The organism is Curtobacterium sp. PhB130, assembly GCF_003755165.1.
Lineage (GTDB): Bacteria > Actinomycetota > Actinomycetes > Actinomycetales > Microbacteriaceae > Curtobacterium.
This window is the reverse complement of the sequence record NZ_RKII01000006.1, coordinates 174,154-185,301: the sequence shown is the minus strand read 5'-3', so window position 1 is coordinate 185,301 and position 11,148 is coordinate 174,154. Positions and strand designations below refer to the sequence as shown.

Annotated in this window: 10 protein-coding genes; 5 read left to right on the top strand and 5 right to left on the bottom strand. The window is 71.0% G+C overall.

The window, feature by feature from the left end; genetic code table 11:
• Nucleotides 1-19: 19 nt before the first annotated feature.
• The gene (locus EDF24_RS00975) at nt 20-1,384 is read right to left on the bottom strand and encodes a hypothetical protein (RefSeq protein ID WP_123700844.1); all 1,365 of its coding nucleotides are present in this window, start codon (nt 1,382-1,384) and stop codon (nt 20-22) included.
• Nucleotides 1,378-2,115 carry an ATP-binding cassette domain-containing protein gene (locus tag EDF24_RS00970; protein ID WP_185021531.1) on the bottom strand — a complete coding sequence of 246 codons (738 nt, stop codon included), beginning with the start codon at nt 2,113-2,115 and terminating at the stop codon, nt 1,378-1,380. The genes EDF24_RS00975 and EDF24_RS00970 overlap by 7 nt, the downstream gene beginning before the upstream one ends.
• 61 nt (nt 2,116-2,176) lie before the next feature.
• Here EDF24_RS00970 and lanKC point away from each other — a divergent pair, with 61 nt between their 5' ends.
• The 3 genes from lanKC (at nt 2,177) to EDF24_RS00960 (ending at nt 5,351) form a co-directional block, all read left to right on the top strand.
• Nucleotides 2,177-4,699 (top strand): class III lanthionine synthetase LanKC, encoded by a 2,523-nt coding sequence (gene lanKC, locus EDF24_RS00965; RefSeq protein WP_123700842.1) that lies wholly within the window; start codon nt 2,177-2,179, stop codon nt 4,697-4,699.
• A 4-nt stretch (nt 4,700-4,703) separates the two neighbouring features.
• Complete coding sequence (locus EDF24_RS19425; RefSeq protein ID WP_260233322.1) at nt 4,704-4,835, top strand: hypothetical protein; 132 nt, start codon at nt 4,704-4,706, stop codon at nt 4,833-4,835.
• Nucleotides 4,836-4,925: 90 nt separating this feature from the next.
• Nucleotides 4,926-5,351, top strand: a complete 426-nt coding sequence (locus tag EDF24_RS00960; RefSeq protein WP_123700841.1) for a DUF805 domain-containing protein — start codon at nt 4,926-4,928, stop codon at nt 5,349-5,351.
• A gap of 119 nt (nt 5,352-5,470) precedes the next feature.
• Here the strand turns inward: EDF24_RS00960 and EDF24_RS00955 are convergent, their stop codons facing one another.
• The 3 genes from EDF24_RS00955 to EDF24_RS00945 all read right to left on the bottom strand — a co-directional run bounded on the left by EDF24_RS00955 (nt 5,471) and on the right by EDF24_RS00945 (nt 7,133).
• Nucleotides 5,471-6,151: a hypothetical protein gene (locus tag EDF24_RS00955; RefSeq protein WP_123700840.1), complete on the bottom strand. Its 681-nt coding sequence runs from the start codon at nt 6,149-6,151 to the stop codon at nt 5,471-5,473.
• A gap of 164 nt (nt 6,152-6,315) precedes the next feature.
• On the bottom strand, nt 6,316-6,681 hold the full coding sequence (locus EDF24_RS00950; protein ID WP_123700839.1) for an MGMT family protein: 366 nt from the start codon (nt 6,679-6,681) through the stop codon (nt 6,316-6,318).
• Complete coding sequence (locus EDF24_RS00945) at nt 6,681-7,133, bottom strand: GNAT family N-acetyltransferase (protein ID WP_123656369.1); 453 nt, start codon at nt 7,131-7,133, stop codon at nt 6,681-6,683. Before EDF24_RS00945 ends, EDF24_RS00950 begins: the two co-directional genes overlap by 1 nt.
• A gap of 105 nt (nt 7,134-7,238) precedes the next feature.
• Between EDF24_RS00945 and EDF24_RS00940 the strand changes: the two genes are divergently transcribed.
• Both EDF24_RS00940 and EDF24_RS00935 read left to right on the top strand, forming a co-directional pair.
• Complete coding sequence (locus tag EDF24_RS00940) at nt 7,239-8,492, top strand: ROK family transcriptional regulator (RefSeq protein WP_123656368.1); 1,254 nt, start codon at nt 7,239-7,241, stop codon at nt 8,490-8,492.
• Nucleotides 8,493-8,603: 111 nt separating this feature from the next.
• Nucleotides 8,604-11,108 (top strand): lamin tail domain-containing protein, encoded by a 2,505-nt coding sequence (locus EDF24_RS00935; protein WP_123700838.1) that lies wholly within the window; start codon nt 8,604-8,606, stop codon nt 11,106-11,108.
• The last annotated feature ends 40 nt before the right edge of the window (nt 11,109-11,148 follow it).

Below are 11,148 nucleotides of genomic sequence, written 5' to 3'. Positions count from 1 at the left end.
GCGTCCGGGGGTGCGATGGTCAACTCCGTGGGGGCGCCGTGGTCTCGACGATCGCGCGAGACGTCCGTCGGCGACGACTGTTCAGGAGTCCCGTCACGACCGAGGACGTGACCAGGAGTGCGGCGACGCCGCCCAGCACCAGTACCTGGACGGGGTTGGCCACCGCGTCGAGGAGCTCTCCGGCGGAGACGTCCGCTGCCATCGTCAACGGGATGCACGCAGCCGACACGACCACGGCGCTCGTCGAAGCGGCGACGACCACCGTGATCGTCGCCTCTGCGACCGCGGCGCCGATGATCGTGGCGAGGGGGGTTCCCACCGCACGCAGGAGACGGCCGTCGGACGCCCTCGACGGACGCGTGCTGACGAAGGCGATGACGCTGGCCGCGGTGCTGATCACCAGGACCGGGGCGAGGGTCAGCATGATCGCGGCGATGTTCACCGTCGAGCCGAGGGCGGCTCCGGTGACGTGGTCGGACGCGGCGTCGCCAACGGCGAACACGGCCACCGTGCCGCCGGCGAGTGACACGGAGACCAGGACAGGAGCGACCGGTGCCGTCGATCGCCGCAGCGTGTCCGCCGCCGACCGTGTGCCGAGCAGCAACCACGTCGGTGCCCGGTCAGGAACGAAGCGGACGACGGCGGTGGCGACGGAGCGGCGTGTGCGGGTCAGCGTCGCAGAAGCGAGGACGATCGCACCGACCAGCGTGAGCAGAGAGAGGCCCGCACCCCGTTCGACGTCCGCCGTGGTCATCACCGGGAGGATCGCCACCCAGGTCGCCAAGCCGGTCCACAGTGCTCCTCCGATCGCGAGGAGCACCGCTGACGTCGTCCCCCGTTCCGGCGTGCGGGCGCGGTAGGGCGTGCGGACCGCGTTCACGGTGCTGGGCGCGAGCGCTGCCCCCACGATGACGAGGGCGCCGACGACGGTGGCGCTGCCGAACCGGAGTGGGACCTCCGCGTCCGGGATCGGTGTGTTCGAGGCGGTGGCGACGGCCGCGCGTGCGATGAGCAGGCCAGCGAGCATCGACACCGCGTTGACGACCGCGACCTGGGCCGCGATCGCTCCCGTCGCGAGGGAGGGGGCGACCCCGGAGGCCGCCCACGGAGTGCGGAGGGAGCGGAGCGCGTCGTGCGTGGCTCTCGACGCGCTCCCCGTGACGATCATCGCGCAGATGGCGGCGGCCACGGTACCCGGGGTCGTGAAGGAGCGGAGCGCGCCGCCGGTCTGGCCACCCAGACGACTCGCCGTCTCGACCAGGCTGCACATCACGGCGATCACCGCGCCGGTCACGACCACCTGGGCGGCATGTGCGCCCCAGATTCGGAGCGATGTCGGACTGCCGAACGCCTCTGCGAGGACGAACCGCAGACGGATCAGCATCGTTCGTGCTCCAGCACCTGCCGGAGCATGGCGACGTCTGCACCGCTGTGCTGATGGACGACGGCGTTCGTGATGGACAGCGTCTGGCCTGCCCGAGCTGCGAGGCGGAGGTCGTGTGTCACGACGATGACCGAGGTCCCGGTCGCCGCGAGCTGGACGAGCGCGTCGGAGACGGTCTCGGCGGTCACCTCGTCGAGGGACGACGTCGGTTCGTCGACCAGGGCGACCTCCGGACGCGTGGCGATGAGCCGAGCGATCGCCACGCGCTGCTGCTCGCCGCCCGAGAGCGACGCGGGGCGTCGCGACCCGGTGTCGGCGAGTCCCACCAGGTCGAGGGCATGGTGCGCCCTCGACACCCAGTCCCGCTCCCGGCGCAGACGATCGGGCAACGCCACGTTCTGCAGCACAGAGAGCGACGTGACCAGGTTCCCGGACTGGAACATGAGCCCGACTCTGGCGGGGTTCCTCAGCATTCGACGGCGGAGTGGTCTCGGCCACACGTCGACCCCTGCGAGCCGCACTCGTCCGCTGACCGGTGGGACGTCTCCTGCCAGACATGCCAGCAGAGTGGATTTGCCGGCACCGGACCGACCGATGATCGCCGTCGTCGAGGCAGGTGCGGCGGTGAAGGTCGCGTTCCGCACGAGGTACTTCGTCTGACGTGACCGTCGGACGCCGAGGCTGACGGCTTCGACGTGGACCCCCGCCTGGACTGCTGCTGGTTCGCTCATGAAGTCCTCCATGCAGTATGTTACCCATCAGTTCATCGGCGACCGCGACAGGAGGATCTCTGTGGACTTCAGCGCGTTCTCACTCGGCAGCAGCCCGTTCTACGAGCCTCAGCCGAACCCGCCGGCACTGCGACTGGTCCTGCCGGATGACTGGCTGACTGCTGGTTCGGATGCGTGGGTCGGAGCGTGGCCTGTCGACGTCCGACGCAGGACGCACGGCTGGAAGATCCATCTCTCGCTGCGGGAAGCGACCTACCACCGGTCGTTGCGGCGGGCGGCGCAGATCTGCGTCGACCACGCCGTCGCCTTCAAGTACGTTCCCAGCACGCACGCGTTGACCGGCCGGAACGCCAAGAACGCCGACCGCGCTGCATCCGGCAAGGCAGTGACCGTCTACCCCGACTCGGACGATCAACTGGAGGCTCTCGCCATCGGACTCGACGAGGCACTCGACGCAGACGCTGGCCCCTACATCCTCAGCGACGTGCGATTCCGAGGAGGGCCCGTCCACTTCCGGTACGGAGGCTTCGAACCGCTCTTCCTCGAGCATGACGGCCGCCGTCTCGCTGCACGACCCTCCGCTGACGGGACGCTGGTCGAGGATCGACGAGTGCCCTACTTCGTCGAGCCCGTGGGTGCGGTCGTGCCAGGGGTGGTCGCTGGAGCCATCCACGAGTACCGCACGCTACCTCCGGAGAACCCGCTCGCCGGGTACCGATCACTCGAACCGATCCAGTTCTCCAATGCCGGCGGTGTGTACCGAGCAGCCGACCGCGGCGGTTCGGTGACCGTGGTCAAGGAAGCTCGACGCGGCGCTGGCATCGATGCGAACGGTCGGCATGCCGCTCACCGGCTGCAGACTGAACACCGGAACCTCACACGACTGAGCGGCACCGGGGTCGCACCGGAAGCGTTGCGACTGTTCGACGTCCTCGAGCACACCTTCCTCGAGATGGAGTCGATCGACGGGCAGACGCTCGCCGACCGGACTGTCACTGAGCTCCCGGCGCTCCGGGGGCAGGTGTCGGCGGAGGTCAGTACCCGGTACGGCGAAGAGAGCGAAGCGGTGGCGCGGTCGCTCTTCGAAGCCATCACGGTCGCGCATCAGCACGGGGTCGTGATCGGAGACCTCCACCCTGGCAACGTCATGGTCGGACCTGACCTGCGCGTCACGCTCATCGACCTGGAGGACGGTCGGCTGCCATCGGACGCGGGGACAGCCCCGTTCAACGCGCTGGGCTACCGAGCACACGAGGGCCTCGATGCGGGCCAGGCCGACTGGTTCGCGTTCTCCCGCTGCGTCGCTTCGATGTTCGATCCGAGTTTCGCGCGCGACCTGCTGGCCCCGGACCACTGGGATCGGACCCGTGAGCACATCGATCGAGCTGCGACCGCGAGCACGTCCGAGCTGATGGACGAAGCCGCCAAGCGCGCTGGGACCCTGGGGCGCCGACGAGCCTTCGCAGCATCGGGCGTGACGTCGGTACATCACCCCGTGGATCTGGCAGCCGAGCTCCGCATCGGGCTCCGGGCCGCCCGCCGCCCAGGAGAACCGCGACGCTTCCCAGGAGACCCCCGCGGGACGACGGGGTTCGCAACGGTCGCGTGCGGCTACGGGCTGGGCGGCGTCCTGCACGCGCAGCTCAGTGTCGGAGAGGACCCCGAGGGAGCCGATCTGGACCACGTCGGTGGGGCGATCCCGTTCGGTGACCGCATGGGTCTGTTCGACGGGATGGCGGGTCTCGCTGACGTCCTGGAACGAGGGGGGCGATCAACAGCCGCACAGGCGGCCTTCCAGCAGGCCCGGTCCTTGAGCTCGAGCACTGACGACTGTTCCCTCGCGACGGGGATCGCGGGTGTTGCGGTGTCTGCCGTCGGGTTCGACAGCGCCGCCGCCGTCGAGCTCTCGAAGACCCTTGCACGCCGCGTGCGGAACCCGAACGGGGCCAGCGCGAGACGGCTCGATGCGCACCCAGGGCTGCTCAACGGGTGGTCTGGCATCGCACTCGCACTCGCGCTGGTGTCGCGTCATGCCCGTTCCGACGAGCTGCGCGACGTTGCACGCGCAGCGCTCGAACGAGACTGCCGGTCGATCAGCCGGTCTTCCGCCGGGACGCTCGGCTTGGAAGAGCCCGGCGGCACCAGGGTGTTCCCCTACCTGGCGAACGGCACGGCCGGGCTGCTCGTCGCCATGACGACGATGCGCAGGGAAGGACTCATCACGAGTGACGACCCGCTGTGGGATCAACACTTCAGCGATCTCGTCGGGTCCTGCTCGGGTGGTGCGCACGTGTTCGACGGGCTCTTCCACGGTGCGGCCGGGCTGCTGGTCGCGTTGCGCAGCGCGGCGCACTACTGCCCGGACGTCGCCGGGCAGATCGACGAACTCGTACACCGGCTGAGCCGCCGGTCGTTCCAGTGGCGAGGCACGACCCAGATGGCGGGAGACGGCTGTATCCGCTTGTCGAGCGACCTCGGGACCGGCAGCGCTGGGGTGCTCCTCAGCCTGCCGTCGGTCGCTGATCCTCTGGCATGGATTCCGGCGCGGACTGCGCCGGTCGGAACCAGCGGTGAGAGGAGGTGAACCAATGGGATCGATCATCGAGATGCAGGGCCGCGCAGCGCGCGCTGACGTCACTCCGCTCGCCAGCACCATCAGCCTCTTCGGCTGTGCGAACGGGCACAAGGAGAGCTCCGCGAGCTTCTGGGCCTGCGCGTGACATGGGGTGGGGCGCGCCTGTACGGCGTGCCCCACTCGTTCGCGGCTCTGCTGTACCCGTACCCGCCCCTGCACGTGGTTGGCTTGGGGCATGAGCGACGACAGCCCCCAGCCCGGCGGTGTGGCCCTCCGGGACCCCTTCTACGGCGCCCCGTTCACCGAGGCCGTCCGGCGGTTCTGGCGGAAGTACACGGTGTTCACCGGCCGGGCCTCGCGTGCCGAGTTCTGGTGGTGGTGGATCACGTCGCTCGCCATCGGCCTGGTGCTGCAGCTCGTCCCGCAGATCTTCACGCCGGACACCCCGATGCTCGAGAACCCGGTCGGCTCGTACCTGTTCGTGCTCTGGGCGCTCGTGACCCTGATCGGCTCGCTCGCCCTCGGGGCCCGTCGTCTGCACGACGCGAACCTGTCCGGCTTCTGGCAGTTCCTGCACGTGCTCGTCGGCATCGGGTCGCTCGTGCTCTTCGTGATGTTCCTGCTGCCGCCGAACCCGAAGGGCACGCGCTTCGACGTCTGACCGGCACGACGCCTGACCGGCCCGAGCCTCCCGGCACGACGCCTGACCGGTACCGCAACGACGAGAACGCCGTCCCCTGGTGGGGGCGGCGTTCTCGTGTGTGGTGGTGGTGCTGGGTGTTACTTGATCTGGGCGGTGATCGTGGCGGTTCCGACGAGGAGGCCGGCCTTGACGGCGTCGGTCTTGAAGGTGCTGTTGAGCAGCTTCGCGGCGTCGGCGGAGACGTGCACGGTGGTGCCGGTCAGGATCGCGTTGTCGCCCTCGAGCTGGAGGGGCTTCAGGGTGCCGCCGTGGAGGGAGAACAGGTAGGCGTCCTGCGCGGCGATCTTGCCGTTGACGAGGACGTCGCCGGAGAGCTTGGAGGAGCCCGGGTTGACGACGAAGTTCTCCAGCGTGACGGTGGTGTCACCGGCCTTGAGGGTCAGACCCGAACCGTTGTGGTCCAGCAGGCCCTGCACGTAGGGACGGTAGTCACCCTTCGGGTTCCAGTACGTGACCGAGCCGGCGGTGATCGGGAAGGACACGGCGCCGTCGGCGAGCTTGGCGGAGCCGGACACGCCGGGGGTGAGCTTCAGCGCGGTGAGGGCGTCGGTGAAGCCGGAGTCGAGGGCGACGGAGGTGTTGCCGCCGAGGACCTCGGGCACCGATGCGACCGGGGCCGGGATCTTCGAGGACGACGACGCGACCGTGTGGATGGTGGGGGTCGAGGCATTCGCGGCCGAGACGCCGAACCCGGCGCCGCCGAGGATGATCGCGCCGGCAGCGGCGAGGGAGACCGTGGTCTTGGTGAACTTGCGCATGAGTGAGTCCTTTGCTGTGTGCACGCCGAACACACCCCGCTTGAGGGTGGAGAACCAGCTACCTGCGGCTGGTGAGCGCTCCGGGTGTTTCCCGGCTTGTGACAGTGATTCGGCACCCCCGCCGGAGTGGTTTGGGTCAGTTCTCGCCCGTTACCGGTTCGTGATCAAAAGGGGTCTGCTTCGCCGTCCGGCTCGGGCGACCAGCGCGCGCGACGCATGTCGAGCCTCCAGGTCGTCCGGCCCCACGTGAGCGGCGTGCCCTCGACCCGGTAGTGCTCCAGCGCACGTGCCTCGTGGTGGACCGGAGGCAGCCCGCCGGACCGGACCACGCGCCACCACGGCAGGTCGGAGCCCTCGTGCGCCATCACCTTCCCGACGGCGCGCGACGCGCGGGACCCGAGTGCTGCCGCGACGTCACCGTAGGTCATCGCGCGTCCGGGCGGGATCGACCGGACGACAGCGGCGACCGCAGCCCCGAAGTCGTCGGGGTCAGGTGCTCCCGGGTGCGGGTCGGGCGCTCCGGGAGGCACTACAGGGACAGCACCGCGAAGTGGTCGCCGTACTGGGTCTCGCGGACGACGTCGAAGCCGACCGCCTTGAAGAAGTCCTCGGGGGAGCCCTCACCCGGTTCGTACACGACGGTCAGGCGCTCGAACCCGCGCTTGCGGGCTTCGTCGGCGAGCCCGTGCACGGCGAAGCGCCCGACACCGCGGCCCTGTGCGGTGCCGGAGACGTTGACGCGCCAGATGCAGGCCTGCAGTTCTTCCTGCGGGTTCTCGGCGTCGAAGCTGCCGATGATGAGTCCCACCACCTCGTCGCCGTCGAGGACCACGCGGGGCCACGACGCGCTCGGCTTGACGTCGGACTCGGCCACCCCGTAGGTCGTCGGTTGGACGAACTGCTCCTGCCCGGGCTTGAGCGTCAGCGAGTTGGCCGCGGCGGCGGTCGCAGCGGAGAGTTCTTCGAGGCGGAGGTCCGTCATGCGGTCAGGGTAACGGTGCTACCCCTGTGGGGGCCAGCCGTCGGCGACTGTCGGTGGAGAAGTCATCCTCGCGGGTGAGCCGCACGGTCGCGATATGGTCCAGGCATGGCGGAACACCGGCGCGGCGCGAACCTGCCGTCGATCGGCGGCTTCAACCGCACGGTCGTGCTCGACGCCGTGCGCCGGTCGCCCGACGGTCTGAGCCGTGTCGAGCTCGCCGGTCGCACCGGTCTGAGCGCCCAGACGGTGTCGAACGTCACCCGCTTCCTCATCGAGGCGGGTATGATCGTCGAGTCCGGCACGATCGTCTCCGGCCGTGGCAAGCCGCGCACCATCCTGCGGCTCGAACCGGGCAGCCGCTTCGCCGTCGGGGTGCACGTCGACCCGGCGGTCGTCACGTACGTGCTGCTCGACCTCGCCGGCACCGTCGTCGCGTCCACCACCACGTCGACCCCGACCGCGGACGACCCCGACCAGGTGATCCGGACGATGGCGTCCGCGATCCACGACCTCGTCGCGACCGCCGAGGTGGACTCCGACGCCGTGCTCGGTGTCGGGATCGCGAGCCCGGGGCCGATCGACGTCGACGCCGGCATCGTCGTCGACCCGCCGTTCCTGCCGCGGTGGCGGGACGTGCCGCTCCGGGACGCCATCGCCGAGGCGACCGGGCACCCGGTGCTCCTCGAGAAGGACGTCACCGCGGCCGCCGTCGGCGAGATGTTCCTGGCGGGGGAGTCCTCGGCGCGGAACTTCGCGTTCGTGTACTTCGGCACCGGGTTCGGTGTCGGCCTCGTCGTCGACCACGAACCCGTGCGCGGGACGGGCGGGAACGCCGGGGACGCAGGCCACATCATGGTCGAACAGGGGGCACTCGCCGGCACACCCGACGGGGTCTCCGACCGGGGCGAGGTCGGTGCGGCCGTGGCGCCGGAGCGCATCGTCCGGCTCGCCGTCTCGCGGGGGCTCGACCTCGGCGGTGCCGACGGGGGCCAGGGCGACGCGGCCGACGTCGACCGCGCCTGGGACGCCCTCGGCGCGGCGATCGACGCGGGGGACGCCACCGCTCACGAGCTCGCGGCGGACGCCGGGACCGTGATGGGCCGCGCGGCCGTCGTCATCGTGAACCTGCTCGACATCGACCGCGTGGTGTTCGGCGGTCCGTTCTGGTCGCGGATCGCGGCGGCTGCGCTCCCTGCGGCGCGCACGGCGATCACCGGGTCGCCGATCCTCGTGCCGAAGCACCCGGTGACCGTGGTCGAGAGCGACCGTGGGGCCGACGTGGCGGCGGTCGGGGCGGCGTGCCTCGTGCTCGACGCGGCACTGTCCCCGCGGGCGAGCGCGCTGCTGATCCGGCGCTGACCAGCTGCTGCAGCGCTGACGACACCGGTCGTTCACCGAGGGGTCACCAGCCGGACGCCCGGGTGCTGAACAGTCGTGCAGGTCCCCGCCGTCCTGCTCGAAGGAACCTGCATGCCCTCCCCAGCCCTGCGCCTCGGCGCCGTCGCCGCGACGTGTGCCGTGCTCGCCGCCGGCGTGCTCGCCAGCACCCCCGCGGTCGCCGCGACGACCGGCAGCACCGCTGCCGCCGCGACCACCGCTGTCGTCACGGCTGCCGCCCCGGACGGCCTCGTCATCAACGAGGTCGAGACGAACGGCGACGACACCGACTGGGTCGAGCTCGAGAACACGTCCGCCACGGCGATCGACCTGAGCGGTTACCGGTTCCTGGACAGCGACGACACCCACGCGCAGTACGTCCTGCCGGCCGGTTCGACCATCGCTGCCGGCGGGTACTTCGTCATCGACCAGCCCGAGGACGGCAAGCCCGGCTTCGACTTCGGTCTCGGTGACGCCGACTCCGCGCGCGTGTACGACGCCTCGGGCGCGCTCGTCCTGCAGTACGACTGGACCACGAAGGCCGACGTCACCTGGGGGCGCTGCCCGGACGGCACCGGCCCGCTGGTCGACACCACGGGCTCGACCAAGGGCGCCGCGAACGACTGCTCCTCACCGATCCGCATCAACGAGGTCGAGTCGCAGGACGGTGTCCCCGGCGACTGGGTGGAGCTCGTGAACACGGGCAGCACCGCGGTGGACCTCGGCGGCTACGTCGTGAAGGACAGCGAGGACGACCACGCGTACGCCATCCCGGCCGGGACGACGGTCGGCGCGGGCGGGTTCTCCGTCATCGAGGAGGCCGCGCTCGGCTTCGGGCTCGGCAAGGCGGACTCCGTTCGCCTGTACGACCCGAACGGCACCGCGGTCGACGCGTACTCGTGGACCGCGCACGCGGCGACCACGTACGGGCGGAACCCCGACGGCACCGGTGACTTCGCCGAGACCTCCGCGCCCACGAAGGGTGCGGCGAACACCTTCGCCGGCGTCGTCACGGCCGAGGCGTGGCCGGGCAGCCCCGACGAGACCGTGCTCGACGACGAGGACACCTTCTCCGGGGACCTCAGTGGCCTGGACTGGCAGTCGTCCTCCACCGCGGTCGGCGGCGGCGTGCTCTGGGGCGTCCAGAACGGTGACGGTCTGCTGTACCGCATGGTGTCCGACGGCACGGGCGGGTGGGCGCCCTCCAACGCCGCCGGGACGACGCTGCACTACGCGGACGGGGCGGGCACGCCCGACGCCGAGGGCGTCACCGTGACCTCCGACGACCCCGGAACGGTCTACGTCTCCACGGAGCGGAACAACGACGTCTCGTCGACGAGCCGCCCATCGGTCCTGCGCTTCGCGACGACGGACGGCTCGGAGCGGACGCTGAACGCCACGGACGAGTGGAACCTCGCGGCGGACTTCCCCGGCCTCGGCGCGAACTCCGGGCTCGAGGGCGTGACCTGGATCCCGGACGCGTGGCTCACCGCCCACGGCTTCACGGACCAGCACACCGGCGCTGCGTACACGCCGTCGCGCTACGCCGGACACGGCGCCGGACTGTTCTTCGTCGGGGTCGAGGGCACCGCGAGCACGTACGCGTACGCCCTCATGGACGACGGCTCGTTCCAGCGCATCGCGACGATCGCCTCGCCGTTCGCGGTGGTCGCGGACCTGCAGTTCGACCCGACCCTCGACGCGCTCTGGGTCGTCTGCGACGACGCCTGCGCCGGCCGCACCGCGCTGTACACGATCACGGACGGCGTGTTCACGCTCGACACCGTCTACGAGGCTCCGGCGAACGCCGACCGAGCCCTCGCCAACGAGGGCTTCGCGATCGCGGACGCCAGCGTCGACGGCGTTCGTGCGACGTTCTACGCGGACGACAACGACACCGACGGCTTCTCCCTGCGGACGGGCACGTACCCGGGCACGGACGACGGCGGCACCGACCCGACCGACCCCGGCACGGGCCCCACCGACCCCACGGACCCCACCGATCCCGGCACGGACCCGACGGACCCGACCGACCCGGGCACCGACCCGACGGATCCCGGGACGACCCCGGGCGACGGCAGCACCACGCCGACGGACCCGGGCACGACGCCGGGAACCGGAACGACGCCGACGCCGTCAACGACGCCGACACCGGCCCCGGCTCCGGTCGGTGACAGCGCACCGATCGCGCCGACGGAGTCGTCCCTGACCGACGCGAACCGCGGCTCGCTCACGGCCCCGTCGAGCGCCCGAGCGGGTGCGACGATCACGATCGGCGTCGGCACGCAGCACGCCGGCGACCGGGTGCACGTGTGGCTGTTCTCCACCCCGACGCTGTTCGGCACGGTGACGGTCGCCGCCGACGGCACGGTCCGCGCGACGATCCCCGCGGAGGCTCCGGCCGGCTCGCACCGACTCGTGGTCACGGCGGCGGACGGCAGCGTCATCGGCTGGACGACGATCACGATCGACCCGGCGACGGACGAGCTCGCCTTCACGGGCGCCGACCTGTCCGGCGGCATCGCCGCCGCGCTGCTGCTGCTCGCATCCGGCGCCGGCGTCCTCGTCGCACGCCGCCGCCGCGTCAGCGCCGCGTAGGCAGTCGGCGGACGGGAGGCGCGGTGCCGGCTGGCACCGA

Coding starts and splice junctions, on each gene's coding strand:
- EDF24_RS00975 (WP_123700844.1), bottom strand. CDS start 1,384: ATGCTGATCCGTCTGCGGTTCGTCCTCGCAGAGGCGTTCGGCAGTCCG.
- EDF24_RS00970 (WP_185021531.1), bottom strand. CDS start 2,115: ATGAGCGAACCAGCAGCAGTCCAGGCGGGGGTCCACGTCGAAGCCGTC.
- EDF24_RS19425 (WP_260233322.1), top strand. CDS start 4,704: ATGGGATCGATCATCGAGATGCAGGGCCGCGCAGCGCGCGCTGACGTC.
- EDF24_RS00960 (WP_123700841.1), top strand. CDS start 4,926: ATGAGCGACGACAGCCCCCAGCCCGGCGGTGTGGCCCTCCGGGACCCC.
- EDF24_RS00955 (WP_123700840.1), bottom strand. CDS start 6,151: ATGCGCAAGTTCACCAAGACCACGGTCTCCCTCGCCGCTGCCGGCGCG.
- EDF24_RS00945 (WP_123656369.1), bottom strand. CDS start 7,133: ATGACGGACCTCCGCCTCGAAGAACTCTCCGCTGCGACCGCCGCCGCG.
- EDF24_RS00940 (WP_123656368.1), top strand. CDS start 7,239: ATGGCGGAACACCGGCGCGGCGCGAACCTGCCGTCGATCGGCGGCTTC.
- EDF24_RS00935 (WP_123700838.1), top strand. CDS start 8,604: ATGCCCTCCCCAGCCCTGCGCCTCGGCGCCGTCGCCGCGACGTGTGCC.